This window comes from Lentzea miocenica, from assembly GCF_033949945.1.
GTDB lineage: Bacteria > Actinomycetota > Actinomycetes > Mycobacteriales > Pseudonocardiaceae > Lentzea > Lentzea miocenica.
Genome location: NZ_JAXAVW010000018.1, coordinates 22,244 through 48,244 on the forward strand (window position 1 = coordinate 22,244; position 26,001 = coordinate 48,244).

Sequence of the window (26,001 nt, forward strand, 5' to 3'; positions counted from 1 at the left end):
GCGGATGTCTATCGAAGAGCGAAAGCTTGTGCTACGCATCTTCGATGATGGTTGTCAATGTGAACTGCCGAGCAACGTTCATGTCTTCTTGGACATGATTCGTCGTGACTTTGGTTATCGGCCTGATGTCACTATGGACATTCTCTACGGATTGACGTCGCATGGTTTCATGGTTCATTTGAAAGAGCGTTCACGGGAACGTGGCGGTGACCTTGTTGCGCTCGGTTGGAGAGATCGCCACGGCTATCAGGACTCCACGGTCTATGACTACGTGATGCGGAACTCTCTTCTGATTGCGATGAACATGCTGGAACTCTCGCAGAGCAGGTTTTGCTCACATCATCGCGACAAGGTGATGGAAGATCTAGACTTTGTCGGACTCTCGACTGATATTCTCAAGGCTGAGCTTGAACATATCTCTCGAGCTGGCTAGCGCATGTAGATGCAAAGCGGCCCCGGCGTGCGCGCAACGCCGGGACCGCTCCTGTGCAGACGCTTCAGTTCGAGAGAGCTTCGTCCAGATAGTTCTGAACGGGGCCGAAGAACGGGTATGGAACGTACGTTGTCAGATCGCTGTGCTTGACCCATGCAAGCGAATCAAGCTCCTCGTCGTCTACAACGCGTGCTTCACCGTCGGCGGAGTCGAAGGCGACATAGATCATCGTTCGCCCTGTGTTGGGGTGAACTCGCTCACCGAGGTTCTTTCCGTTGGTGACCGTGACGCCGGTCTCCTCGTTAGCTTCCCGTGCCGCTGCGAGTTCGGGTGACTCGCCGGCCTCAACCTCCCCGGCGGGGAACTGCCACGAGAGGCTGCCCTCTTTGACTCGGCGCCTGACGAGCAGTACTGCACCATCCTGAGTGATAACGGCGGCCGCAATCGATGGCCGCTGACCGTCAGGTGCCTTTTCACTCACTGTTTCGTACCTCCAGGGCATCCAATATCGGAGGAAAGACGGTCTCTGCGGGGATAAATCGGGTGAGTCGGTCGCTGGGGGTCCAAATCACGCTGACGTTCTCCACTACGTCCATGTTCTGTGCCTCTCCACCTAGGTACTCGCAGAGAAGGTACTCACAGTACACCTGAGTGATTGGATGCAACCGGCTACCGAGGTGTCGTGTCACACGGCAATGAACGCCGGTTTCGGAAAGTGTTTCGCGGATTGCTGTGGTCTCTGCTGAAGCGCGAGGCTTGATCATTCCTGCGGGGAACTGCCAGGAACTAGAGCCGTTGTCTTCACGGCGCTGGACCATCAACACATCTCCGTCATTCACCACCACGGCGATCGCGACGCGCAGAGCGTAGCCACTGTCCGATGTGGCTGGTGGCTGCTCTGGAGGTTCCTGTGGTGCTAGCTCCACCGCGAACCGCGCTCGAACTGCGGCCGATGCCCGCTCAAGCACGCGGTCTAGGAGCTGCTGGGTCTCGTGGCGTGGCTGGCTGTTGGGCTCCGCATGCCACTTCGCGACCGTGCGCGGAGAGATGCCGAGTGTGGCGGCGAAGGTCTCGTTCGACTCGCGTAGTGCGCGCTGGAGTGCGGTCGCTGTGCGGCCGGTCCAGTCGTGCACCAGATCCACGCCTTACACCGCCACTCGCTGGCGAAGTGCAGTGGAGTTGCATGGAACTTGCAGTGGTTTTGCATAGGACTTGCATGGTTTGTGCGCGGTTTTCGACGTTGACTCATTGGCATGAGAAACAGCCATTCGAATCCCTCACCCCCGGTGTTACTTACGGTCGACCTCAAGGCTTCCGGAAATCTTTTCGACACTCTCGCTGATCTCTCGAACCTGATCAGCCAGAGCATCGATTCCGCCGAGTCTGGCGACGATTTCGCGCAACTGATGCTCGATCACGGCCAGCCGGCCGAGAACGTCATCATCGCGGGCAGCAGGTTCTCCGACCTGCGGCGGGGTGCGACCACCGAGTACTGCCTGCAAGTGGTTGGGGTGCCAGTCCAGGGCAACCGAGAGCGCTTCGAGTGTTCGTTCGCTTCGCCGGCGCTGAACGGTGTTGTTCTGGAGTTCGCCAACGATCGCCTTCGACACCTGCGAGCGCTCCGTGAGTTCTCGCTGATTGATGTCGAGTTCGGTCATGCGCTGGTTGATCGCTCTTGCGACCGCACTCCAGTCGTCCGCCACGTATTCCTCCGCGCTCCGCCTCGCTGCCGAGCGTAGCGCGGAGGCAATTCCGCGGTCCGCATAACGACAGCGTGGCTGCGGGTTTGGCTCCCTTTGCATCTGGACGGGATGAAATCATCCCGGATCTGTGGTCGAAATCATCCAGTCTTGCTTAGATGGGACCCAATCCATGAACGAGAAAATCGAGAACGCCCGTCCGGCGTTCTACACAGTCAGAGAGGCCGCCCGGATTCTGCGGGTTGCGCCTTCCACCCTCTACCGAGTGATCAGGGAAGGGGACTTCCCGGCGGTTCAGCTCCGTACTCGCTACGTCGTGCCCGCTGTTGCGCTTGACCAGTTACTCGCCGAAGCGACGGAGACCGGTGGCCTGGTCGACCCCTCGCGGATTGCGGCAGAGCGTCGTGCAGCCCGTGAGTTCGAGCGGAAGTCCGGGGGTGCGTGGCGATGACGACCCCGGAGAACTACTACATGGTGATCGCGGCCGAGCTCGACCGCTACGCGAAGGTCCCGGATGACGTGCTGATGGAGATCGTCACTCGCGACGGCACGTGCATGTGGTTGTGGGCCAATGAGGAAGACGGCCCGGAGTGGCAGGGCGAGGAGATCGCCGATCGGGAGCTGGCGGCTCGTCTGTGCGAGTCGTGCCCGGTGCGAGGGCTCTGCCTTGAGTGGGAGCTGCGCAGTGCTGGTGAGCACCAGTTCGGCGTGTGCGGCGGACTGACCGGAGAGGACCGACGCGCGCTGTACCTCGTGTGGCGTGCCCGCCGCGACCGGATGAACGAGGACCAGGACGGAGGGCAGTTCCGTGACGATTAACGTGACACCTACGCAACTGCTCGCCGCTCTGGGCGTGGTCCTGCTGGTGTTGTGGGTCTGGCGGGCGAGTTCCCGCCGGGCGAAGGCAGCCGCCGACACAGCCCGCAAGGGTGCTCGTCTGCTCTCACTGACTGGGCGCGTGCTGATGATGGCTGGGGTCATCGTGGGTATGCAGTGGATGGTGATTACGCATCGGCGCGACACTGTGTTGTTGCTCGTGGTGCTGGGCTTGCCCGCACTGTTCGCCGCGTACACGGTGACCCGTGCGCTCACGATCACAGCGTGGGACGACTCACCGCGCCGGAGTGGTCGGCGATGAACGCGCTCACGAGGGTGAAGGAAGGGGTGGTCGCCTTCGGGCGGCCACCCGCCGCCCCGGCAGCCGAGCGGCTCGCCGCCGACGCGGCGGAGGCGGCCGAGCTGCGCGCGTACGCCACGCACCCGGACGTGATCGCGCTGCGGGTCGAGCGTGTCCGGGCGGAAGTCGACCGGTTGTGCTGGACGGGGATCGTGCTCGGTCTCGGGTTCACCATGACCAACGTGCAGTCGTTCGCGGCAGCGGGCACGCCTGCGTGGTCGCTGCCGTGGCTGGCGGCGTGGCTGCTCGATCCCACGGTGTCGCTGGTGCTGCTAGCGATCCTGCGGGCCGAGCAGGTGACCGCGCGATACCAGGTGCGTACGGGTGCGTGGACGCGGCGGGCGAAGTGGTTCACGCTCGCCGCCACCTACGTCATGAACACCTGGCACTCGTGGGCCGCCGGTTCGGTCTCGGGTGTGGTGCTGCACTCCGTTCCGCCGCTCGTGGTGTTCGTCGCGGCGGAGGCCGTCACCGACCTACGGGACAAGTTGACGGAGGCAGTCACAGCCGCCTTCCTGGAGGCGCAGCAACGTACGCCGCAGGTCACCGCGGATTTGCCCAAGAAAGCCACTGCCAAGCCTGCGAAACCCAAGCAGCGCAACAGGAAACGCTCTGGACAGCGGGTGACGTTCGCCGACTATCTGGCGGTGGCGCGTGAAGCGTGGACACCTGGTGCCGTGGTGAGTCCAGCGTGGGTCCGTGAAGTCACCAGGTGCTCGCGTGGCCTGTCGTCACGGCTCGCCGCAACGCTCGCGGCCGAACGGAACGACGCAACCACATCGGACGGAGGTGACGCGCGATGACAACCAACGATCGGGACGTGGCTCGCGTGGACTCCTCCCTGCCGGTGCGGGCGGTACTCGAAGGCGAGTTCGTGAACGACGTCCCGCCGGTCGAGCGGACGTCGTGGCGTCGGCGGGCCGTGAACTGGTGGCGGCGTTCACCGCGCGTGCCGCTGTGGGCGAAGGATCGCATTCACGCGGTGCAGGCCGTGAAGGATCTCGTGGTGGCCGTGGTGCGTTCACCGTTCCGGTTCATGGGCGCGGTCGTGCGCGGCCTGGCGGTCGCGGTCAGGTGGTGGCGTTCATGGGTCACCGTGCGGGACTACCGCGAGGCAGCCGAGCAGTCCGAGAAGCTCGCGGACAAGTTCACCGACATCCGAGAGCTGACGTTGTTCCGGTGGAAGGTCACCGGAGCGAGCACGGTCGCCGTGACGGTCGTCGTCGCGGTGCTCGATCTCGTGTACGGGCATCGGATGTTGTGGATTGCTGGCGTCGTCGGCGCGGTGACGCTGGCGATCCTCGGCAGGCGTAAGGACGGCAGCCCTGGACGGAAGGCGGTGCTCGCCGGTCCGCGCACGCTGACGTGGACGATGGACCCACAGGTCCTCGTGGACGCGTTCCGGGACGCCAAGCTGATCGGGAAGGATGAGACCCTGCGCTTGGTCGACCGGGCCACGCGCAGGGGTGAAGGATGGGCGGTCACCGTCGACCTGCCCGCCACGCGCAAGGCGGCCGATGTCGTCAAGCATCGGGAAGCGCTCGCGTCCGCGCTGGCGGTGGATGAGATCCAACTCAGCGTGGAACGAGTACGCGGCAACGGAGGACACGCAGGACGGGTCGCCATGTGGGTTGCCGATGAGGACCCCTACGCCACGCCGCCCATCCGGACGCCGTTGCTCGGGGTGCAGCGGTGGGATGCGTGGCGGCCGGTGCCGTTCGGCACCGACGCGCGCGGGCGCCGGATCGATCTGCCGTTGGTATGGACGTCGGTGCTCATCGGCGCAATCCCTAGGCAGGGCAAGACAATGGCTGAACGGCTGGCGGCCGCGGGCTTGATCTTGGACCCGCACACCAGGTTGTACGTGGCGGACTTCAAGAACGGCAAGGATTGGAAGGCCGCCGAACAGGTCGCGCACCGGTTCATGTCCGGCGACGACAGCGAGCACGTGTTGACGTTCTTGGATTGGCTCGTGGAACTGGTCGCTGACGTGCAGGGCCGTTACAGGCGGATGCAGGATCTTGATGATCTGACGTGCCCGGAGTCGAAGGTGACGCCGGACATGTCGCGTGATCCGGCGTCGGACATGCCGATCACGACGTTGGTCGTGGACGAGGTGCAGATTCCGCTGGAGGACCGTACTCCTGTTGAGGTGCAAGGGAAGAAGCTCACGGCGGGGGAGTACATCGGTGAGTTGCTGACCTGGTTGGCGAAGAAGGCGCCGGCGGCCGGGGTGATCCTGGTGCTGGCGACGCAGCGGCCGGACAGCAAGACGATCCCGTCCAGTCTGCGCGCGGTGCTCGGGTCGCGGTTCGCGTTGCGGGTGATGGACTGGCGCGATAGCAACATCATCCTCGGCGAGCAGATGAACACACGCGGGTACGACTCCAGTCGCCTCTTGCCCTCCCACAAGGGCGTGGGCATCCTGAGGCCGGACGGCGAGACCCAAGCGGGTGCGGATGTGCTCGCGCTGACCGTGCGCACGTTCTACATGCCCAATGAGGACTGGAGGGAGATCTGCCGACGCGGGCGAGCGTTGCGTGAGGCGGAAGGCACGCTCACCGGACACGCCGCCGGGCAAGCGGCGCAACCAGTGCTGGACCACGCGGCTGTGGCGAAGGCCATCGGTGGTAGTGCACCCGCATCCGCTGCCGCCGAGCGGGTGGACGAGATCGAGCTACCGGAGCCGCTGGCGTCCGTTGTGGACTACCTGGCCGATGATCTCGGCAGCGACGATGGACGGGACTTCGTGCCTACGGCCGAACTCGTGGAGGCGTTGGGTGTCGAGCCCAAGGGGTTCGGGCTCGACATGGCCGAGTTCGGCTGTAGCCCCACTCGTGACCGCGTGCCCACAGAGGACGGCGTGAAGCAGGTACGCGGCTACGCCGTCGCTGATATCCGCGCGGCGATCCAGCGTGCTCGCGACGCCGCAATGATCGAGGCAGAGGTGATCGACGATGATCGCTGACCCGTCACACCCCGTCCCATCGGACCCGTCACCCGTCACACTCCCTGTGACGGGTGCCAAACCAGCGCTCATCAGCGGAAACGGGCCGCCGTGACGGGTGTGACGCGTGACGGATGACCCGTCACAACCACGGGAAAACGGCTGTGTGCTGCGCCATCTCGACACAGGCGCGGCACACGGCCGACCCGTCACTACGTGATCGTGCGCCGTCGTGGCCGCGCTGCGGCACGCTGGTAGCCGTCCACCAGCCGGGCCAGAGCTTCCGTCCCGTTTCGCCACAGGCCACCATGCACGCGCGTCAGGCTCGTGGTCTGCGCCTCCCCGCGACTACTACGCCGACGGGGTCACAGACAACACCGGTTCCAGGAAGCCCACCAGGACCGGAGCGTCCTCCGTACCTGCCAGCACCCGGCACCCGGTTCGGCTCCGTGGCCGTGTGGAGGTCGACCGGTCCGTTTTTGTCGGTGTCGCCCGTCATGATGGACGCGAGGGGCTACACGGTAGGAGACTCAGTGTCCGAAAAGCAGTATCGCGACCAGATCGACCGACTCACCACTGAGTTGGCGAAACTGCGATCAGACGAGGGCAAGGCGAAGGCTGCGGCCTCGAAGGCGCGAAGCGATGCGTCCTCCTACCGCGCCAAGATCAAGCCGACGACCAGCTCCTCTATGGCGCGGTCGCACGAGAGCTCAGCCAGAAGCGCAGATAAGCGAGCAGAGACCGAAGACACCAAGGTTGCTGGCTTTGCCAGCAAGATCGCTGACAGGACCAAGAAGCTCAACACCGCTGAGACCAACCTGGCACGTGAGCGCCAGGCTGCGGCGCGGAAGGAAGAGCAGTTCACCCAGCGGCGCCGGCGTGAGGAACTTGATCACGCGAAACGAGTTGCGAGGCTGTCGCGTCCGGTCGTTCGCCATGTGCACGAGATCCAGCAAGTGCCAGCGCCGAAGACAGAAGAGTTGCGGCTTCTCTACTTGACGTCGAACCCAGGTATGAACCTGCGGGTCGATGCAGAGGTGGGGAGGGTTCAGCGGGCTGTCCGCGGAACTCTGCATCGTGACTACGTGGAGATCGAGTTGCGTCCCGCCGCGACTCCTCAAGACCTTCTCGACGGCCTCAATGACTTGCGTCCTCACGTCGTCCACTTTTCTGGTCACGGTGGCGATGGCGCTGTCGTGATGGATAACGGAGACGTTGCTGAACCGCAAGAGCGGGAGGTCAGCATCGATCGCCTGGGCAGGGCGCTCGGTGCTGTTGATCGCCCTCCGGTGCTGTTGGTGCTCAATGCCTGCGACACGGTCGACGGCATCAGCGATGAGGTGCTGTCCGCTGTGCCGCTCGTCATCGCTATGGCGGACTCTGTCCTGGATGAGGCTGCTGCCCTCTTCGCCACACAGTTCTACACGGCGGTGGCGTCTGGCCAATCGGTGCACAACGCATACAAGCAAGGTGTGCTTGCGGTGGAGATGGGCGGACTCGATGACGAGAGCTGGATGATCAAACTTCTCAATCGGGATGACGTCGATCCAGCCGATGTTGTTCTCGTCCGTCCGCCAGCAGACGTCCTCTAGCAAGGAGACTGCCGCTTCAGGATGATCTGCGTGGGCCGTCGCAATCCCGCTGCTATGCCCGTTGGCAAGGCGGCGGAGCCGCCGCGGCAGTCGAGTGCCGTGCCCAGCAAGTCCGCGGTGACCATGCTGGTGCTCGTCGGGAGCTGCTGGCCGGCGTGGCTCTACGAGCAGGCTCGTCGATTGAGGTGAGGCCGGAGTGCGGCGCGCCGCCCGGCCGACCGGCGCAGCGAAGCGGATGCCGGGAGTGCCGGGATGGAAGGTGTTCGCCGTACGCGCGGAACGTGCCGCCAGCGGCGGCCTAGATCCCGTAGAGCGGAATCGTCAACCATCACCTGAAGCCCGACACAACAGCGGCGCGGCACGGCTGCACCCGAATTTTCTTGGCAGCAGAGGCATAATGGCTGGATGAAGGTCTTTGACGAGATCGTTCGCCACGATGCTAGCGAGCAGGGCAACTCTGAGTCGTTTGCGGTGTTCTTGAACCGTGTTAAAGGAGAGTATTGGGACCAAGTCAGGGTTGTTATAGAGCGCTGGCTACTACGGTTTCCTGCTGGAGATCGAAAAGACATTCGGTCCCGTATTCGTGACAAAAATACCGATCGCAATGTTCATGCCGCACTGTGGGAGCTGTACCTACACGAGATGCTCCTCGGCTTGGGTTATGAGGTCGAATGTCATCCGAGTGTCGCGGGCACGTCTAGAAAGCCAGACTTTCTGGCGGTGGGGAACGGTCACTCGTTCTATGTAGAAGCATGTAGGGTTTTTGATCGTGACGCGGGAACTCCGGTAAGAAATGTTAAAGGCGTCGTGCTGGACGCGATCAACAATCTGGGCGTTTCTGAGATTTTTCTTGCGGTCAATATCGAGAGGGCCGGTTCGGGAGCTCCCCCTATTAGGGCGATGAAGCGAGACATCCTTACCTGGGTTACGGGATTGGATGTCGACGAGATCAATGCGTACAAGATCGGCGGCAATGACAGGAGGGGATCTCCGTCGATGGTGTGGAGGCGTGACGACTGGGTCGTCTATATTCATGCGCTTCCAAGAAGTCAGAAAAGTCGTGAGAGGGCAAGCGGTGGAACGCTTGGTGTGATCATGGAAGGCTTCAGAATCTCTGATGACGTCAGGCCGATCTTGGTTGCGCTGAAAGGAAAGGGCTCTGCCTATGGCAAGTTCGACCGGCCTTACCTTGTAGCGGTGGGGACTGACAGCTGGTCATATAGTGAGGAGGATATGGAGCACGCCTTGTATGGCGCTATGCATGAGGCGGGAGAATTTGACGAAAATAAGGTTTGGCGCTCGTGGGAGGTGAGAGGGGAAGACGGATTCTGGGGTGGACCTCTGAACCCTAGATACACTGGCGTTGTTGGAGTTCTGGCCGTTCACGCCTGCCATCCATGGAATTGGGCGGACCGCACTCCAACCTATTGGGGCAATCCGTTCGCCGTCGGGTCCATTCCGGTGCCGAATTGCTGGAGGAATGTCAGTTTTTTGAACGGTGCGGTAGCGCTCAATGAGGCTACCGAGCCTGCACGTTTGTCACTGGGTCTTCCTAGCCCTTGGCCACTCGGTGAACCGTTTGCGAGGTGAACCACGCGAACGGTTGAAGGGTTGCTCAGGATCTAATCCTTATTGCTTCAAGCTGGGGTGGTTCCAGGGGAAATCTCCGGATGTCCGATGAGGGATGATCGAGGTGATGAGATATATGCCAATACATACTGGTAGTGCAGCTCTGAGAGTAGCGCCACACGTTGCGTTCCTGGCTGTGCTCCCGCCATCATCGGATTTGAGAACAGGCTTGGTCCTGAGTGTACTGGTGTTGATCGAAGATCGTATACCTTGTCGAGAAACGCCTTGCGCTTCTTCTGGGCGCCTCCCCGTAGGGTTATGCCAAAAGCGGTGCCGAAGTTCAGGTGGGCAATGATTGCGTCGATGACGCTTGGGCATAGGTCGTTCACCGCCTGAACGAATCGGGCAACCGGCCGTTGTCGGCGCCATTCGGTTGCTGGAATGGTGAGCGCCTCCATGCCGGCGACAAATAATATGGTCGCCACGTCAGGGTTTGTCTGTCGGATTGCGGCGTCGTAAGAGATAAGAGAGCTTCGTACTTTTTGCATCACCTCTGGACTCGCTGTGCCGGCGAGTCCGAAGATGTCGAGAGGTACGCCGTTTCGTGCGAGGGTTAGTACGGCTGGATCGAATCGGATTTCGGTGGCGTCTCTGGCCTCGTCTTCTGTTGCGCGAACAGAAACCGCAGTGGACCAATCTACTGGGCGTCCCATGGCAAAAGTGCTGATCAGTCTGATCGTCTCGATCAGATCTGTGGCGATCTTGTCGCTGAATGGGCTGACACAAGGTGCTGGCACGAACATATGGACCGAGATTATCGTTCTTGGAACGTGGAAGGGATTGTCGTCGGCTGGCCCTTCTGGCTTGAAGGTAAGAATTGCGATGTCGCCAAGTCTTCTCCTTCCTTCGATGTAGACCTTCTCGCCCATTAGTCGCATAAACTGCGATGTTAGTAGCTCTCTAACTCCTGGTATGTCGGATGTGAGTTCCGCTCTATAGCACTGCACGTCCCCGAATTCCTGTCTGGAGGCAGCGTTGACGGCGCGCTCGATAATCGATCCAACTTTGGATTGATTCAGGTCGGGGTCGACGACGGTGATCCACGTTGAATCGTCCGCTGACCGCTGGACCTTAAATCCAACTCCATCGGCTCGGGTGAATTTCCATTGATTCGAAACGCCGGTAGAAGGTGATGTTGTTCCTGACTGCTCGCCGTTTTCTACTTCTAGTTCCTTGGTGGCGAGAGCTTGGACCCATGACATGACTAGCATGTTGAAAGCCTGGGGCGGGAGATTTACTAGTGCTGGGGACGACGGCGTCATCCGAGCGATTCTAGATGTTCCAGCGAGTTTGTGCTTCAGGATTCCGCCTGGGCATCCGCTGACCAAGATCGGCGGTCGTGTTGGCGCAGTAGATGTCACTGAGGAGCCAAGTCGTCGCTTGGGGCGAGGGTGGTCTCGTCGGGAACGCCAGTCCGTGGTGAGTCCGTAGACGGCGGCAAACAGGGGCAGGTTCCCGCTGACGGTGACTGACCAAAAAGATCAAGCCTGACCGCGTTGCTGCTGGTCACAGCTTGATTTCACCGGGCGAAAGGTGGTGCCCCAGGCAGGATTCGAACCTGCGACACACGGTTTATGTGATTGTGTGTCGCCGTGGCCGCGCCGTGGCACGCTGGTAGTCGTCCACCAGACGCGCCAGAGCGTCCATCCGATTGCGCCACGGTCCACCGTGCACGCGAGTCATGCTTGCGGTCTGCGCCTCCCAGCGGCTACTACGCCGCCCTGTCACCGACAACACCGGTTCCAAGAACCCCACCAGGACTGGCGCGTCTGTCTTCCCGGCCAAGACCCGCCAACCTGTCCGCGTCGGATCTGATGAGCGTTCGAGTCGCACGGTGTCCAGGTCCAGTGGAGCAGGTCGCGTCGATCGCGGGGAGCGGCTCGTTCGCGGCTGCACTTCCGTGACAGGTTTCGTGACAGCGGGTGCGGGCGGTTCGGCTGTCTCGGCGGCGGGGGCAGGTGTCACGAGCCGAGCGAGTTCGGCAACGGCACGCGTGAGCTGACGGGCGGCCTGGTCCGCGTCGCCGTCTGTCAGTACCGCGTGACGCACCTCGGTAGCCGCAGCCTCGACAGCGGCCACGGCCGCCAAGATATCCCCGTGACGGGTGGCGACACGGGCGCGGCGGGCACGCTGCCGACATGCCGCGTTGTGATAGCGGGCCGGGCGCCCGCGCTTCGGCCCTGCCGTCAACGGCTGTCCGCATCCCGCGCACTTCACGACGCACCACCCAATTCGTGACTAGTTTCGTGACGCACCGCGAGCGTAGCAGGTCGTGTCACGAAACTAGTCACGAATCTTCGGCGACGACCGGTCAGCGGGCTACGTCCTTGAAGTGCTGTGCGGCCTTGACGATCGCTCCCGTCGTCACGGCGGCCGGAAGCGCTGCCAACATCAGCCGCTCAAACGTGTCCACGTAGGGCCGCCGCTCAGCTTGGTTCTCGAGCCACGTTCCGCCGTGCGGGCAGTCGAGGTGCACCACGTCGTCAAACTGCGCCTCTCGGAACGAGAGCACGGAGAACGAGGCCATCGGTGCAAGCTCGCCAACCCTGTCCGGCACGAGGAACACCCGCACGCCGGCGAGCTGAGCGAAGGACGCGAGCTGGAACAACTGGTCCGCGATCACCAGCGCACCGCCGACCGGACGTCGCAACGCCGCCTCGCCCAGAACGAGATCCATCCGGAGTGACGGACCGTCGCTCAGCTGCTCCACCACCTGTTCGCGGTGCTTGTCGGGGTAGAAGCGGTGCCCCTGCTCGGAGACGGCTTCGACCTGCACGCCCCTGATCGCAGCCGAGTACTCGGGCGTCCAGACCAACGGCGGCAACGCGTCCAGCGCCACCGTCCGTACGTAGTTCGCCTCGGCTTCTACCTCGGAGTAGGTCCACTGGACGCATGACGCCGTGCCGCCGGTCACAAGGTCGAACATCCGGGGATCACGTGTCCGCTGCGCACCCCAGAACACCGGTTCCCGCCGTACGTCGTCGATCTCATAGACCAGGGCAAGCGCCATGACGTCGGCATCGGTGATCGGGACCAAGCCGTTCTGCAGCATCGACGTCTTGGCCGGTGACCAGTGCACGCGCTTGGTCACCTCGGTCAGACTCAAACCGCTTTCCTTGCGCCACAAGGCAAGTGCACGCGCGACCGCGCGGTTCTGAAGGTTGGACTTGAACCCTTTGGACATCGTTCGGCTAACTCCGTGGTGACGCGATGAAGAGGGAAGCCGACGCGGCTGCGCGCGCCGCGTCGACTCCCACACCAGCCTCATTCGGGCTGGTGGCCTTGGTCCGGGTGTTCCGGGAGGTCGAGGAGTGAACCGGTGTTCGGGTCCATGCCGAACTGGTGCAACACGGTCATGCGGTACGCGACGAACCCGTACTTGACTAGCACTGCCAACGCCTCGTCCGGCGAGAGGTTCGCGTACCGCTGAACCCGCGTCAGCATCTCGTCGGTCAACGGGGCGAGCTTGAACTGTCGCTCAACGATCACTGGATCTCCTTGACCGGAGCGAGTGGGATGCGGAGAAGGCAACTGACGCACGGCATCCCGTCCGGCGCGCTGAGCAGGTCCGCCGTACCGGGCTGGATCACGAGACCGCAGTACGCGACAAGAGATGTCGGCATCACGTCGTTGGGCGGCGTGGGTACGAGATGACACGCCCGCTGCGTCTCACCGACCACTCCGGGCCGGAGGCGTACGAGGAGAACTGGTTGATTCACCTCGGGCACGACGCCACCTTCGGCGCGAGCCTCGAAGGATCGAGGCGGTGCTTTCCAGCGCGCTCTGGCGGCTCGACTGGTGGAAGCCGCCAGGTGTCCTCTTCCGTCCGGGCTGCCGGAACGGTGGGCTGAGTGCATTCCTGGGGAGTCTGGGTGGCGTACAGGTCGTCCAACGCTTCCTGAACCTCCTCGTTCGCGCACGTCGCTTCCTGTGCTGCATCTCGGGCCTGCCGGACGTACCTGCGACCGAGCGCAACCACGTACACGAGCGGCAGCACGAGCCAGATCAAGAAGAGGACGATTCCGCCCGCGTCCTTTGCCAGTTCGCTCCACATGTCATCCACCCGCCTCTGTCCGCGTGAACGAGGCACTCGAAAGACCCACTGGGAGAGGGTCTGTGCCAGACTGAAATCAAGCCTGACGTTGATCCGGGCTGATGAACATGACACGCGGATGCCATGAGTGCGCCGTTTGAGCGCCACAAGTGGTGGGGAGGTCGGGATGACCGGGGAGACGTTGACGGCGACACCCGCCCGCACGGTGCTCGAAGAACAGATCAAGGTGCGGCAACTGACCTATGAGGAGTTCGTGGAGTTCACGATGGACTTCGCGCGCGAGCACAACGAGCCAGGCACGCTCAGCGTCCGCCATCTTCTGCGGTTGGTTGCCGGGGTCCGGAAAGACGGAACGCCACTGGGGCCGGTGCGTCCGGCCAACGCTCGGTTGCTCGAACGCATCTTTGGCCTGTCGATCGCTGAACTGCTCTCGCCGCCCCAACGGCCGGACTCGCCTGCTGCGGCGCATCCGTTGCGAGTTGCGATAGCGGTAGTGCTGCGAGGATCAGAAGTCTTGGTCGTGCGCCGCCGTGGTGGCGATGACGATTCGACGGCGTGGCAGTTTCCAGCCGGCATGGTCAAGCCTGGCGCGGCACCAGAAACCATCGCCGTCCGCGAAACGCTCAGCGAGACTGACGTTCATTGCGCTGTTCGCGGCGGGTTGGGGACTCGGCTGCATCCAGCGACTCGCGTTCTCTGCGACTACGTGCTGTGTGACTACGTCGCTGGGGTGGCCAAGAACGTCGACGCCTTCGAGAACGCCGATGTGATGTGGGTGGACAAGTCGCGTCTTGTCGGCCTCATACCGGCCGAACGCATCTATCGGCCGGTGCTGAAGGCGTTGGACCTGTAGCGCTACTTCGTTCCGCGCTTCGTGTTCAGGCTGACCACGTTCGCGAACTTCGAGCCTTCCAGCGGAGCAACAACAGCGCGCTTTCCGCGACTGGCTGTGACAATCCCGGCTGACTTCAATTCGGCAACTGCGCGGTTTGCGGTGCCCGCGGCCACGTTGTAGCGCTGGCAAAGCTCGACCACAGTTGGAAGCTTGTCGCCCGCTTTCAGTGCGCCGCACACGATCGCGCCACGGAGATCAGCGGCGATTTGCTGATAAGGGCCGCGAATCTCAGGCTCGACTGTGGTGGTTGCGCTGCCGTCCGCGTTGAACGAGATCGGCGCGCTCGGCATTCTGCCGCTCAGATTCCCTGCCGCACGCTGATCAGCCTCTGACACCCAAGCTGAGTACACGCGAAGCGTCGTCGCGCCACCGCCGCCGTGTCCGAGGCGTCCGGCCACGGTGCGTGGGTCGACGCCGGCTGCGATGAGTTCGGTTGCCGAGTAGTGCCGCAGAGCATGCAAGCTCGTCTTGATCTCTAGCTTGTCGCACATGCGGGAGAACCGCTGTGAGACAGAATCCGGCTTCAACCACGTGCTGTGGTCGGTCGACGTAGAGAAGATCCGGCCGTCACGCTCGATCTCCTGGCCCATCTCCTTGGCGAGTTCCTCGCAGTGCTGCCGGTACGCGCGCAGAAGGCCAACGGTTTCTTGGTCAAGCGCGATGCGGCGTTGCTGGTGGGTCTTCGTGTCCTTCTCCCATGTCCTACCGCCCTCTTGGCCGATGCTGGTGCGAATCCTCAGCACGGCTTTGTTCAGGTCGAGCCAGTCCCACCTAAGCGCGCACAGTTCGCCGCGTCGCGCCCCGGTAATCATCGCGAGCCATACGAGCGTGCCCCAGGCGAAGTCTTGGAAGGCCGCGTTCACGATGGAGGCCGCTTCTTCCGGCTCTGGTGGATGCGGGTTTGGCGTCGGAGTCTTTGGTGGTTCGGCTTGCTCGATTGGGTTGACCGTGATCCAGCCCCATCGAATCGCGCGCTCAAGTGCGCCGCTGAGGATCGAATGGATCTGTCGGATCGTGGAGTCGGCCAAACCCTTGCATGCGTGTGGCTTGCACCGATCGTCGCACGCGTTCTTGTCGTGCGGCTTCTTGCGATGCTCGATGAACTTGCCCTTGCCACCGCAATGAGCGCGGCACGTGCGCAAGGTTGTGTAAAAGGAGTCGAGCGTGTGGCCGTTCAGCTTGCCTACCTGCAAGCTACCCAAGAGCGGGAGAATGTGGTTACGGGCAGACCGCTCGTAGCCGATCCGGGTGCTCGTGTCGATGTCTATCTTTGCCAGGTACTCGTCAATGAGCTGATTGACGGTGGCCTTCGTTCGGGGATTGCGCTGCTCGTCAACCTCGTTGAGCAGGCTCGTCTTTACGCGTTCGGCTTCGTCCCACAGGTCGGGTGTGTCCTTGGGAATCGTCTTCTGGCGGTAGTTCCGGAGCCCCGTCAACGGGTCGACACCCCCGTAGACGACCACCCGCAGCGACCCGCTTGGCAGGGTCTCGATCCTGCCGCGATCGCGCTCCTTAGGACCCGCCTTACGCCGCGTCATGGTGCGACGGTAGCCCGTTCGCACCACGTACGGCACCACGAACAGCCGTGAAGATCAACAAGGCATTGATCAAAGAGAAGGGCCTCTGACCTGTCTTTCCAGGTCAGAGGCCCTGCATCACTGAGGCGCCCCCGGCAGGATTCGAACCTGCGACCTCGGGATTAGAAGTCCCTCGCTCTCTCCACTGAGCTACGGAGGCTTGGGAGCTGAAGCGGCCACGAAGTGTGGTCGCCGGTGCCCCCACCGGACACATCGTCCGGAGTCGATCGACTGTTTCCGCCCTACGTCCGAACGGGTGACGAAAACTGTCTAAACGTGACATGTATCACGTTCGTGGGGCCGTTGAGGCTCTCTCCACGAGGGAAACGTCGAGTCTCGTCGGCCTTGGGGGTCTGCCGCCGGCCAGTAACTTCAGCGCCAGTTCGCCGGCTCGGCGGCCCTTGTCGGCCAGGGGTTGACGCACCGTAGTCAGGGGTGGGTCGCTGTAGGTCGCTTCGGGGACGTCGTCGAAGCCGACCACGGAGATGTCGCGGGGGACGGTCAGGCTCAGGTCGCGGGCTGCCTGGAGGGCGCCGAAGGCCAGTTGGTCCGACGCGCACAGCAGAGCGCTCGGGCGTGGCGTGCGGGTGAGCAGCCACCGCGCGCCTAGACGTCCGAGTTCGCGATCACTGCCGCGCGCCTCCCACACCGGGACATTGTCCGGTTGCACCCCGCCTTTTTCCAAAGTGTCGAGGTAGCCGCCCAGCCGGTCGCGGCTCACGCGGAACGGCACGTCCGAACGGCGCTCGAAGGTGACGGGGCCCGATGCTCCGTCCGGGTGCAGCGAGAACGTCAGGATGCCGAACGCGGAGTGTCCTAGCGCCAGCAGGTGTGAGGCGGCTGACGTCGCGCCTGCGTAGTCCTGGACCTCCACGCGTGCTGAACCTGGGAGCACCGGTTGGTCGATCACCACCAGCGGGAGTCCGCGGGCGGCCACTGCGTCGAACGCCGGTGCGGAGTCCGGTAGTGAGTAGGCCACCATCACGTCCGCTTGGGCGCGCGACACGATCGAGGGGCGCGGGCCGCCGGTGGCGTCGCCGGGCATCAGGACCAGGCTGTGGTCGTGGCCGTCCACGGTCGAGGCGAGGCCGTCGAGCACGATCGACAGCGCGGGATCCGAGAAGGCGCCGGACAGTCCTTGCGGCAGCATGAAACCCACGGCCGCTGAGGAACGGGTGGCCAACGAGCGTGCGACTGGGTCTGGGCCCGCGTAGCCCAGGGAGCGGGCCGTCTCGAGGATGCGTTCGCGCAACGACGACGAGAGCTGGTCCGGGCGGTTGTACGCGTTCGAGACCGTTGCCCTGGAAACCCCTACCGCGGCGGCGACGGTGTCCAGCGTCGGCCTGCGTCGGCGGTCGGAGTCCACGGACAGCATCGTAGGCGAGATGCCGGTCCCAAATCGCTGGCGGGACTGAAGCGCTTCAGTCATGCTGGGGCGCATGTCTCCACGCTTGGCCACGTTCGTCGTCTTCCTGTTGAACGGCGCCGTCTTCGGCACGTGGGCGGCCCGTGTGCCCGCGCTTGCCGAGCAGATCGGCGCGGACGTGGGCAGCCTCGGGCTGGCGTTGCTCGGGGCGAGTGTCGGGCTGGCTCTCACGGCACCGTTGGCGGCGCGGATCTGCGCGGTTCACGGGTCGCGCGGGGTGCTGATAGCGAGCAGCCTCCTCAGTCCGTTGCTTCTGCCCGTGCTCGCGCTCTCGCAGTCACCAGTGCAGTTCGGTCTGACGCTGCTCGCACTGGGAGCGAGCATCGCCGCGATGGACGTGTCGATGAACATGGCCGCGGTCGTCGTCGTCCGCGATCTGCAGCGGTCGTTGATGCCGCAGTTCCACGCCGGCTTCAGCGTTGGCGGCCTCATCGGGTCGTTGGGCAGCGCCGCCGCCGCTCAGGCGCACTGGTCGCCGATGAGGCATTTCCTCGTGGCGGCTGTTGTCGGCGTTCTCGTGACCGCGCTCATCGCGAAGAAGGTCCCCGGAGGGGTAGGGGAGCGCCATAGGGAAGAAGTCACCGAACGCAGCAACGTGCTCAAGCGACCTGTCCTCTGGCTGTTGGCGAGCGTCGCGCTGTGCAGTGCCATCGCGGAAGGGGCGGCGGCGGACTGGTCGGCGTTGTTCATGGTGCGTGAACGCGGAATGGGTGACGCGGCCGGCGCGTACGCCTATGCGGGCTTCTCCGTCGCGATGGCGCTCGCACGGTGGTTCGGCGAACCGATCCAACGCAGGCTCGGCCCGCATCGCCTCCTCGCCGCGGGTGGTGGCCTCGCCGCGACGGGGCTGGCGCTCACGGTCCTGGTGCCGTTCCCGGCCGCCGGGTACGTCGGGTTCGGCATGGCCGGACTCGGGCTCGCGTTCTCGTTCCCCGTGGTCATGGACCTCGCGAGCGAGACCGGCAAACGGGAGGACGGCAGCGGCGGCGAACGTGAGCTGGGGCTCGTGACGACGATCGCCTACACGGGGTTCCTCGCGGGCCCGCCGATCGTGGGTGGCCTCGCGCACGTCAGTTCGCTGGTCGTGTCACTCGGGTTCGTGGCACTGGTCACCGCGCTGATCATCCCGGCGACCTGGCTGGCCAGGCGGGCCGCTAGGCAGCCGGCACGCGTTTGAGCGCTTCCTGACCGATCGGCTCCAGCGCGTCCCGCGCCTTGGTCTCGGTGCCGCCGGCGATGCCGATGGCGACCAGCAGCGACTCGTCACGCGTGACCGCGATGGTGGCCGTGCACACCATGTCCTTCTCCTGCTGGCCGCAGCTCAGCCACGTGGCGTGCTTGGCGGTCGCGACCTCACGGCCCGACTTCTGCGTCTTCTTCGACTCGTCGAACGACCGGTAGGGGACCGCGACCAGCACGTACGCGTTCTCCTTCAGCGTGAACAGGCACGAGTTCGCCATCTCGGCTCGCGGCACGGGCTGGAACTTGAGCGTCCCGATCGGCTTGAGGTCCTTCTCCGTGATGAGCGCGCACGGGTCGACGCCCGCGGTCTTGCGCGGCGTCGCGATCGCCAGGGGCGGCAGCGGCGCCGAGATGGGTTCGCCCTGGATGCGGTAGGAGCAGCCGGCCACCGCGAGCAGGGCGAGCAGGAGGAGGAGAGAACGTCTCACACGGCGCAACACTAGAGGGTCGTAGGCTCCGGGGCGTGGCAATCGAACGCTCCACCAGAACGGGTTTGGTGCCCCTCGTCGTCATCGGCTTCGCGGTGGCGGCCGCTGTCGCCGTCGCGTTCAGCGCGCTCTCGGGCAACCCTCCGGCAGGGCTGCTCGTCGTGCGCGTGCTGACGGAGACAGGCGCGGTGGTGACCATCGGCTCGTTGCTGCTGGCGGCATTCCTCGTGCCACCGCAGAAGTCCGGCACTCTCGCAGCAGACGGTTACGCGGCGATGCGCACCGCGGGATGGTTCGCGCTCGTGTGGCTGGTCGGCGCGGTGCTGTCGGTGCCGTTCACCACGGCGGCCGCGATCGACCGTCCGGTGAGCTCGTTCAACTTCAGCCAGATGATCGCGACGGCGATGTTGCTGGAGCAGTCCAAGGCGTGGCTGCTGACGGCGATCATCGTGAGCTTGCTCGCACTCGGCTGCCGGCTCGTGCTGTCGTGGGGCTGGACGACGGTGCTGTTGTTCCTGGCGATCTTCGCCCTGGTGCCGGTCGCGGTCACCGGCCACTCGTCGTCCGGCGGCTCGCACGACATGGCGACGAACAGCCTGTTGTTCCACCTCATCGCCGCGGTGCTCTGGGTGGGCGGCCTCATCGCGTTGCTCGCGCACGGCAGGCGTGGCGGTGCGCACCTTCCCCTCGCCGCGACGAGGTTCTCGAAGCTGGCGCTGGTCTGCTGGATCGTCATGGCCGTCTCGGGCGTGGTGAACGCGCTCGTGCGTGTCACCCCGACCGACCTCGTGACGTCGACCTACGGCTGGCTGACGCTCGGCAAACTGGCCTGTCTGCTGCTGCTCGGCGTCTTCGGCTACTTCCAGCGCGAACGCGGCGTGAAGGGCGTTGTCGACGGCAAGCCGCACGCGTTGCTCAAGCTCGCGGGCCTCGAAGTGCTGCTGATGATGTTCACGATCGGTCTCGCCGTCGCGCTGGCCCGCACGCCTCCTCCCGGTGGCGCGACCGAGTTGCCCAGCCGCACGGAGATCGCGATCGGCTACGACCTCGACGGACCGCCCACGCTGGCGCGCATCCTGTTCGACTGGCGCTTCGACCTGATCTACGGCACGGCGGCGCTGGCCCTGGCGCTGTTGTACGTCCTGGGCGTGCGCAGGCTCTCCCAGCGCGGGGACAAGTGGCCGGTCGGCCGTACCGTCGCGTGGCTGTGCGGGTGCTTCTCCCTCTTGTTCGCGACGTCGTCGGGCATGGGGCGGTACTCGCCGGCGATGTTCAGCATCCACATGGAAGCGCACATGGTGCTGTCCATGCTGACGCCGATCCTGTTCGTCCTGGGTGGACCGGTCACGCTGGCGTTGCGCGCGTTGCCGGTCGGCAAGGAGGTGCCGGGGCCGCGCGAGTGGGTGCTGGCCTTCGTGCACTCACCGGTCGCGCGCCTGCTGACGAACCCCTTCGTGGCGCTGGCCTTGTTCGTCGGTTCCTTCTACGCCTTGTACTTCTCGGGTCTGTTCGAGGCCGCGCTGCCGTTCCACTGGGCGCACCTCGCGATGAACGCCCACTTCGTCCTGGTCGGCTACGTCTTCTACTGGCCGGTGATCGGCATCGACCCGGCACCGAACAAGCTGCCGCCGCTGGGCAGGCTGGGGCTGCTGTTCGCGTCGATCCCGTTCCACGCGTTCTTCGGCATCGTGCTGATGAGCTCCGCGAACGTCATCGGCGAGCAGTTCTACCGCGGCCTGTCGCTGCCCTGGGTGCAGAACCTGCTGGAGGACCAGCGACTCGGCGGCGGCATCGCGTGGGCGGCGGGGGAGATCCCGTTGCTGGTGGTGATGGTCGCCCTGCTCACGCAGTGGGCGCGGCAGGACGGCCGGGACGCGAAGCGGTACGACCGCAAGGCCGATGCCGATGGGGGCGCCGACCTCGAGGCCTACAACGCGATGCTCCGCAAGATGGCGGGCAAGGACTAGATCGACAACGGGCGACGGAAGCCGCGGACCGCGAAGAACGCTCCGACCGCTGCGATCGCGCCGCTCGTGGCCAGCGCGCCGGCCACTCCGGTCACCGGGTGGGCCAGTGCCAGGCTGCGGGCGGCGTCGACCGCGTAGGTCAGCGGGTTGACCTTCGCGATCGCCTGCAGCCAGCCCGGCAGGCCGCTGACCGGCACGAACGCGCTGGACGCGAACATCAGCGGGAACATCGCCAGGAAGCCGACGGTCTGCATGAGTTCCGCCTTGCGCACCCACGCGGCGATCGCGATGAACACCCAGCTCAGCGCCCAGCCCACGATCAGCGCGAGGCCCAGTGCGGCGAGCGTGCCGAGCATGCCGCCGTCGGGCCGGAACCCGAACACCAGCACGCCGAACAGGATCATCAGCACCAGCTGGAACGCCGTGCGAACCGCATCGGAGAGGTTGCGCGCCAACAGAACCGTGCTCGGCCTGATGGGCAGCGAACGGAACCGTGCGAGCACACCGTTCGACATGTCCTGCACGAGTCCGATGCCGGACGCGAGAGAGGACTGCATCGCGGTGTTCACGAGGATCGCGGGCAGCAGGTAGTTGATGTAGCTCATGCCCGGCGGGAAGTTCGCGGTGGACGTGATGCTGCCGAAGATCTGGCTGAACAGCGTCAGCATGATCAACGGCTGCAGGATGCTGAAGAACACCAGCGCGGGCGTGCGCAGCAGTGCTCGCAGCGAACGGCCGGTCAGCACCAGGACTTGCGTCGGGTAGCTGCTGCCGTGCCAGGTCAAGGTCGCCATGATGTCCCCCTAGTTCGCGGCGAGAGTCAGGTAGACGTCGTCCAGCGTGGGCTCGGCGAGGCCGATTTCGTGCGCCTCCAAGCCGTTGTCGTCCAACGCGCGCACGACCGTCGCAAGGTCGCGTGACGCGCTGACGGGCGTGGTGAGCGTGAGGCCCTCCGTGACGGGGTGGAGTCCCACCGCGTTGATCGCCTTCAGCGCGATGTCCACTTCGGACACCGTGTCGAGCGTGACGGTCACCGTGCGCTGGCCGACCTGCGCCTTGAGTTCGGAGCTGGTGCCGGATGCGACGACCTTGCCGTGGGACAGCACGGTGATCGTGTCCGCGAGCCGGTCCGCCTCGTCCAGGTACTGCGTCGTGAGCAGGACGGTCGTGCCGTCGGCGGCGAGCTTCTCGACGATCTCCCACATCGCCAGGCGGCTGGCCGGGTCGAGGCCGGTGGTCGGCTCGTCGAGGAACAGCACCTCGGGGTTGCCGACCAGGGACGCCGCCAGGTCGAGCCGGCGCCGCATGCCGCCGGAGTAGGTCTTGGCGTTGCGCTTGGCGGCGTCGGTGAGGTCGAACTGCTCCAGCAGGTCGTCGGCGCGCTGGTGGGCCTGCTTGCGGCTGGCGCCCAGCAGCCGGGCGATCAGCACGAGGTTGTCGTGGCCGCTGAGCTGTTCGTCGACGGCGGCGAACTGACCGGTCAGGCCGATGCGCCTGCGCACCTCGTGGCTCTGCTTCGAGACGTCGAAGCCGGCGATCCTCGCGCTGCCGCCGGACAGCGGCAGCATCGTGGTGAGGATGTTGATCAGCGTGGTCTTGCCGGCGCCGTTGTGACCGAGGAGGCCGAGCACAGAGCCCTTCTTCGCGGTGACGCTCACGCCGTCGAGGGCGTGCACGTCACCGAACTTCTTGCTCACGTCCGTGGCTTCGATCATGAGCTCAGACATCTCTACCCCCTGATGTGAGTGCTCCGTGCAGGAACAGTTCGACGAGTTGTGCCGGTTCGACGGTCGTCTCGCCGAAGCCCTTGCCCTGCAGGCGGTTGGTGAAGACGAAACCGAGCAGCAGGCGGGCGGCGTGCTCGGGGCTGGTGCGCAGGTCCGCGTCGCCGAACAGTTCGGCGATCGCGTTCGAGACGCGCTGCATGCCGGCCTGTGGACCCTTGTGCTTCTCGTGGTCCTCCTGGCTCGGCTGGTAACCGGACTCGCGCAGCGCGCCCATGACGCTCCACATGCGATCGAGGTAGCCGGTCACCGTGCTGGTCGCCTCCACGAGTCGCTGCTCGATCGGCAAGTCGGTGGGCACCGCTTTGATGCGGGCCACTTCGTCGTCGGAGAGCAACGCGCGCTGGATGACCGCGTCGAGCAGCTCGGCCTTGTCCTTGAAGACGCGGAACACCGTGCCCTCGGCGATGCCGGCGGCCGTGGCGATCTGGCTGGTGGTGACGTTCGCGCCGTCCTTCATGACGAGCGGCAGCGTGGCCTGGACGATCGCTTCGCGGCGATCTTCCGGGCTCATCGCGGGGGCGCGGCGGCGGCGTGGTTCCTCTGACACGTCCGCAACTGTATGAGTGAGTACTCACTCATGTCAATGAGTGGGCGCTCACTCACTCGCGCGGCTCCAGCGCCGCCCTAGCACGCAGGTACGACAATTTCGCGGTTCGAGGTGCTTCAAGATCTCGACCTGTCCACAACCCGCGAGTAATCCACAGATCCGCGTCCGCCCCGCCCGCGCCACCCGCCTCCGGAGCAACCTGGACCCCGAACCCCGCGACCTGGAGGCAATCCGATGGCCTGGAATTCCACCTTGATCACCGTTGTTGGAACGGTGGCGAGCGAGATCTCGTACAAGCACGGTGAGGACGGCAAGACGAACGCGTACTTCCGCATCAGCTCGACCGAACGCCGGTACAACACGGCGATGGGCGACTGGGAGGACGGCGAGTCGTTGTGGCTCGGCGTCTCGTGCTGGCGCAAGCTCGCCGACAGCGTGAAGACCACGCTGTCCAAGGGTGATCCCGTGATCGTCCAGGGCAAGCTGCGCATGCGGCACTACGAGAAGGACGACCAGAAGCGAACGGCGTTCAACCTGGACGCGCTCCACGTCGGGCTGGACTTGAGCCGCGTGCAGTCACTGGGCTCCGCCCCGGTCGTTGAACCGCGCGTCGGCGAAGATCTCGCCGAGGAACCCGTCCCGTTCTGATCCGGGTTTGCGCCGTTCGGGGCAAACGAGTTCCGGGTGTTCGGGAACCCACCCGATCCGGCCGTGCCGCCGGAGAGGATGTACGTACCGCGATCCATGAAGAAGGAGGGAAGCTCGTAGATCGGGGCCGCTGAGGACCGATCGCCGACAGTCGTTCACGTTCGAACGGAACGGGCAGGTCACCGAGTCGCGTGACGCTCGATCCGGGGGCGAACGCGTGCTTGTCGGCGACCGAGGTCAGGAGCCTCTGAGCACCGCTCTACGATCGCCGCCATGGCCGAGTTCATCTACACCATGAAAAAGGTGCGCAAGGCGCACGGTGACAAGGTCATCCTCGATGACGTCACGATCATGTTCTACCCCGGCGCGAAGATCGGTGTGGTCGGTCCCAACGGCGCCGGCAAGTCGAGCGTGCTCAAGATCATGGCGGGGCTGGACACACCCGGCAACGGCGAGGCCTACCTTGCCCCCGGTTACACGGTGGGCATCCTGCAGCAGGAGCCGCCGCTCAACGAGGAGAAGACCGTCCTCGGCAACGTCCAGGAGGGCCTGGGCGAGATCAAGGTGAAGCTGGACCGCTTCAACGAGATCGCCGAGCTGATGGCGACCGACTACAGCGACGAGCTGATGGAGGAGATGGGCAAGCTCCAGGAGGAGCTCGACCACGCGAACGCGTGGGACATCGACTCGCAGCTCGACCAGGCGATGGACGCGCTGCGCTGCCCGCCGCCGGACGCCGACGTCACCAAGCTCTCCGGTGGTGAGCGCCGCCGTGTCGCGCTGTGCAAGCTGCTGCTGAGCAAGCCCGACCTGCTGCTGCTCGACGAGCCCACCAACCACCTGGACGCGGAGAGCGTCCTGTGGCTGGAACAGCACCTCGCGCAGTACACCGGCGCCGTGCTCGCCGTCACCCACGACCGGTACTTCCTGGACAACCTCGCCGAGTGGATCCTCGAGATCGACCGCGGCAAGACCCACCCCTACGAGGGCAACTACTCCACGTACCTGGAGAAGAAGGCCGAGCGTCTCGCGATCTCGGGCAAGAAGGACCAGAAGCTGCAGAAGCGGCTGAAGGACGAGCTCGAGTGGGTGCGCTCCGGCGCCAAGGCCCGCCAGGCGAAGTCCAAGGCGCGTCTCGACCGCTACGAGGAGATGGCGGCCGAGGCGGAGAAGACCCGCAAGCTCGACTTCGAGGAGATCCAGATCCCGCCGGGCCCGCGTCTGGGCAACGTCGTGGTCGAGGCCGACAAGCTGAAGAAGGGCTTCGGCGACCGGGTTCTGATCGACAACCTGTCGTTCACGTTGCCGCGCAACGGCATCGTCGGCGTCATCGGTCCGAACGGCGTCGGCAAGACGACGCTGTTCAAGACCATCGTCGGTCTGGAGGAGCCGGACGCCGGCAACGTGAAGGTCGGCGAGACGGTCCTGCTGTCTTACGTCGACCAGAACCGCGGCGGCATCGACCCGAAGAAGAACGTGTGGGAGGTCGTGTCCGGCGGACTCGACTACATCCACGTCGGCAACGTCGAGATGCCCTCTCGCGCGTACGTCAGCGCGTTCGGCTTCAAGGGTCCGGACCAGCAGAAGCCCGCGGGCGTGCTGTCGGGTGGTGAGCGCAACCGCCTGAACCTCGCGCTCACGCTCAAGCTCGGCGGCAACCTGATCCTGCTGGACGAGCCGACCAACGACCTGGACGTCGAGACCCTGGGCTCGCTGGAGAACGCTCTCGAGCAGTTCCCCGGCTGCGCCGTCGTGATCTCCCACGACAGGTGGTTCCTCGACCGCGTCGCCACGCACATCCTCGCGTGGGAGGGCACGGACGAGGACCCGTCGAAGTGGTACTGGTTCGAGGGCAACTTCGAGGGCTACGAGAAGAACAAGCTCGAGCGCCTGGGTGCCGACGCCGCGAGGCCGCACCGCGTCACGTACCGCAAGCTGACACGGGACTGAGA

General features: G+C 64.6%; 28 protein-coding genes and 1 tRNA gene. 14 read left to right on the plus strand and 15 right to left on the minus strand.

The genetic code is table 11. From position 1 onward, the window contains the following. Positions 1-4 precede the first annotated feature (4 nt). A complete protein-coding gene (locus SK803_RS22305) occupies positions 5-433 on the plus strand; it encodes a hypothetical protein (protein ID WP_319967993.1) in 429 nt (142 codons plus the stop codon). 64 nt (positions 434-497) lie between these two features. Here SK803_RS22305 and SK803_RS22310 read toward each other — a convergent pair whose 3' ends face one another. The 3 genes from SK803_RS22310 to SK803_RS22320 all read right to left on the minus strand — a co-directional run bounded on the left by SK803_RS22310 (position 498) and on the right by SK803_RS22320 (position 2,136). Continuing rightward, positions 498-914, minus strand: a complete 417-nt coding sequence (locus tag SK803_RS22310; protein WP_319967994.1) for an NUDIX hydrolase — start codon at positions 912-914, stop codon at positions 498-500. Then, the gene (locus SK803_RS22315; RefSeq protein ID WP_319967995.1) at positions 907-1,575 is read right to left on the minus strand and encodes an NUDIX hydrolase; all 669 of its coding nucleotides are present in this window, start codon (positions 1,573-1,575) and stop codon (positions 907-909) included. Before SK803_RS22315 ends, SK803_RS22310 begins: the two co-directional genes overlap by 8 nt. 147 nt (positions 1,576-1,722) lie before the next feature. Further along, a complete protein-coding gene (locus SK803_RS22320) occupies positions 1,723-2,136 on the minus strand; it encodes a helix-turn-helix domain-containing protein (RefSeq protein WP_319967996.1) in 414 nt (137 codons plus the stop codon). Positions 2,137-2,305: 169 nt separating this feature from the next. Here SK803_RS22320 and SK803_RS22325 point away from each other — a divergent pair, with 169 nt between their 5' ends. The 8 genes from SK803_RS22325 (at position 2,306) to SK803_RS22360 (ending at position 9,439) form a co-directional block, all read left to right on the plus strand. Beyond that, positions 2,306-2,584, plus strand: a complete 279-nt coding sequence (locus SK803_RS22325; RefSeq protein ID WP_319967997.1) for a helix-turn-helix domain-containing protein — start codon at positions 2,306-2,308, stop codon at positions 2,582-2,584. Beyond that, positions 2,581-2,952, plus strand: coding sequence for a WhiB family transcriptional regulator (locus SK803_RS22330; protein WP_319967998.1), 372 nt, complete (start codon positions 2,581-2,583; stop codon positions 2,950-2,952). Before SK803_RS22325 ends, SK803_RS22330 begins: the two co-directional genes overlap by 4 nt. Beyond that, complete coding sequence (locus SK803_RS22335) at positions 2,942-3,271, plus strand: hypothetical protein (RefSeq protein WP_319967999.1); 330 nt, start codon at positions 2,942-2,944, stop codon at positions 3,269-3,271. Before SK803_RS22330 ends, SK803_RS22335 begins: the two co-directional genes overlap by 11 nt. Further along, a complete protein-coding gene (locus SK803_RS22340) occupies positions 3,268-4,113 on the plus strand; it encodes a hypothetical protein (RefSeq protein ID WP_319968141.1) in 846 nt (281 codons plus the stop codon). Before SK803_RS22335 ends, SK803_RS22340 begins: the two co-directional genes overlap by 4 nt. After that, the gene (locus SK803_RS22345; RefSeq protein WP_319968000.1) at positions 4,110-6,278 is read left to right on the plus strand and encodes an FtsK/SpoIIIE domain-containing protein; all 2,169 of its coding nucleotides are present in this window, start codon (positions 4,110-4,112) and stop codon (positions 6,276-6,278) included. The genes SK803_RS22340 and SK803_RS22345 overlap by 4 nt, the downstream gene beginning before the upstream one ends. A 512-nt stretch (positions 6,279-6,790) precedes the next feature. Further along, complete coding sequence (locus SK803_RS22350; protein WP_319968002.1) at positions 6,791-7,849, plus strand: CHAT domain-containing protein; 1,059 nt, start codon at positions 6,791-6,793, stop codon at positions 7,847-7,849. 30 nt (positions 7,850-7,879) lie between these two features. Beyond that, positions 7,880-8,038 carry a hypothetical protein gene (locus SK803_RS22355; RefSeq protein WP_319968003.1) on the plus strand — a complete coding sequence of 53 codons (159 nt, stop codon included), beginning with the start codon at positions 7,880-7,882 and terminating at the stop codon, positions 8,036-8,038. A gap of 216 nt (positions 8,039-8,254) precedes the next feature. Further along, positions 8,255-9,439: a hypothetical protein gene (locus SK803_RS22360; RefSeq protein ID WP_319968004.1), complete on the plus strand. Its 1,185-nt coding sequence runs from the start codon at positions 8,255-8,257 to the stop codon at positions 9,437-9,439. Between the two features lie 47 nt (positions 9,440-9,486). Here the strand turns inward: SK803_RS22360 and SK803_RS22365 are convergent, their stop codons facing one another. From SK803_RS22365 to SK803_RS22385, 5 genes are all read right to left on the minus strand, one after another. After that, positions 9,487-10,680 (minus strand): hypothetical protein, encoded by a 1,194-nt coding sequence (locus tag SK803_RS22365; RefSeq protein WP_319968005.1) that lies wholly within the window; start codon positions 10,678-10,680, stop codon positions 9,487-9,489. A 1,109-nt stretch (positions 10,681-11,789) separates the two neighbouring features. After that, the gene (locus SK803_RS22370; protein ID WP_319968006.1) at positions 11,790-12,746 is read right to left on the minus strand and encodes a helix-turn-helix domain-containing protein; all 957 of its coding nucleotides are present in this window, start codon (positions 12,744-12,746) and stop codon (positions 11,790-11,792) included. Continuing rightward, complete coding sequence (locus SK803_RS22375) at positions 12,743-12,967, minus strand: hypothetical protein (RefSeq protein WP_319968007.1); 225 nt, start codon at positions 12,965-12,967, stop codon at positions 12,743-12,745. Before SK803_RS22375 ends, SK803_RS22370 begins: the two co-directional genes overlap by 4 nt. Next, positions 12,964-13,206 (minus strand): hypothetical protein, encoded by a 243-nt coding sequence (locus SK803_RS22380; protein WP_319968008.1) that lies wholly within the window; start codon positions 13,204-13,206, stop codon positions 12,964-12,966. Before SK803_RS22380 ends, SK803_RS22375 begins: the two co-directional genes overlap by 4 nt. After that, on the minus strand, positions 13,194-13,532 hold the full coding sequence (locus tag SK803_RS22385; RefSeq protein ID WP_319968009.1) for a hypothetical protein: 339 nt from the start codon (positions 13,530-13,532) through the stop codon (positions 13,194-13,196). Before SK803_RS22385 ends, SK803_RS22380 begins: the two co-directional genes overlap by 13 nt. 166 nt (positions 13,533-13,698) lie before the next feature. Here SK803_RS22385 and SK803_RS22390 point away from each other — a divergent pair, with 166 nt between their 5' ends. After that, the gene (locus SK803_RS22390; RefSeq protein WP_319968010.1) at positions 13,699-14,385 is read left to right on the plus strand and encodes an NUDIX hydrolase; all 687 of its coding nucleotides are present in this window, start codon (positions 13,699-13,701) and stop codon (positions 14,383-14,385) included. A 2-nt stretch (positions 14,386-14,387) separates the two neighbouring features. Here the strand turns inward: SK803_RS22390 and SK803_RS22395 are convergent, their stop codons facing one another. The 3 genes from SK803_RS22395 to SK803_RS22405 form a co-directional block, all read right to left on the minus strand. Then, positions 14,388-15,965 (minus strand): tyrosine-type recombinase/integrase, encoded by a 1,578-nt coding sequence (locus SK803_RS22395; protein WP_319968011.1) that lies wholly within the window; start codon positions 15,963-15,965, stop codon positions 14,388-14,390. Positions 15,966-16,091: 126 nt separating this feature from the next. Next, positions 16,092-16,164 (minus strand) — tRNA-Arg (locus SK803_RS22400). A gap of 126 nt (positions 16,165-16,290) precedes the next feature. Further along, positions 16,291-17,370: a LacI family DNA-binding transcriptional regulator gene (locus tag SK803_RS22405; protein WP_319968012.1), complete on the minus strand. Its 1,080-nt coding sequence runs from the start codon at positions 17,368-17,370 to the stop codon at positions 16,291-16,293. 73 nt (positions 17,371-17,443) lie between these two features. Here SK803_RS22405 and SK803_RS22410 point away from each other — a divergent pair, with 73 nt between their 5' ends. Further along, a complete protein-coding gene (locus SK803_RS22410; RefSeq protein ID WP_319968013.1) occupies positions 17,444-18,607 on the plus strand; it encodes an MFS transporter in 1,164 nt (387 codons plus the stop codon). Here the strand turns inward: SK803_RS22410 and SK803_RS22415 are convergent. Continuing rightward, entirely contained in the window at positions 18,585-19,100 is a 516-nt protein-coding gene (locus SK803_RS22415) for a lipoprotein (protein WP_319968014.1), read from the minus strand. The two genes, SK803_RS22410 and SK803_RS22415, sit on opposite strands and share 23 nt — an antisense overlap. Positions 19,101-19,135: 35 nt before the next feature. Between SK803_RS22415 and SK803_RS22420 the strand changes: the two genes are divergently transcribed. Then, entirely contained in the window at positions 19,136-21,067 is a 1,932-nt protein-coding gene (locus SK803_RS22420) for a cytochrome c oxidase assembly protein (RefSeq protein WP_319968015.1), read from the plus strand. Here the strand turns inward: SK803_RS22420 and SK803_RS22425 are convergent. Genes SK803_RS22425 through SK803_RS22435 form a run of 3 tightly spaced genes read right to left on the minus strand, consistent with a single transcriptional unit; the run spans position 21,064 to position 23,401 of the window. Then, a complete protein-coding gene (locus SK803_RS22425; RefSeq protein ID WP_319968016.1) occupies positions 21,064-21,861 on the minus strand; it encodes an ABC transporter permease in 798 nt (265 codons plus the stop codon). The two genes, SK803_RS22420 and SK803_RS22425, sit on opposite strands and share 4 nt — an antisense overlap. 9 nt (positions 21,862-21,870) lie before the next feature. Then, positions 21,871-22,794, minus strand: coding sequence for an ATP-binding cassette domain-containing protein (locus SK803_RS22430; RefSeq protein WP_319968017.1), 924 nt, complete (start codon positions 22,792-22,794; stop codon positions 21,871-21,873). After that, the gene (locus tag SK803_RS22435; protein ID WP_319968018.1) at positions 22,787-23,401 is read right to left on the minus strand and encodes a TetR/AcrR family transcriptional regulator; all 615 of its coding nucleotides are present in this window, start codon (positions 23,399-23,401) and stop codon (positions 22,787-22,789) included. Before SK803_RS22435 ends, SK803_RS22430 begins: the two co-directional genes overlap by 8 nt. Positions 23,402-23,653: 252 nt before the next feature. Between SK803_RS22435 and SK803_RS22440 the strand changes: the two genes are divergently transcribed. Beyond that, positions 23,654-24,049, plus strand: a complete 396-nt coding sequence (locus SK803_RS22440; RefSeq protein WP_319968019.1) for a single-stranded DNA-binding protein — start codon at positions 23,654-23,656, stop codon at positions 24,047-24,049. A 273-nt stretch (positions 24,050-24,322) separates the two neighbouring features. After that, on the plus strand, positions 24,323-25,999 hold the full coding sequence (gene ettA, locus SK803_RS22445) for an energy-dependent translational throttle protein EttA (protein ID WP_319968020.1): 1,677 nt from the start codon (positions 24,323-24,325) through the stop codon (positions 25,997-25,999). Positions 26,000-26,001: the final 2 nt, after the last annotated feature.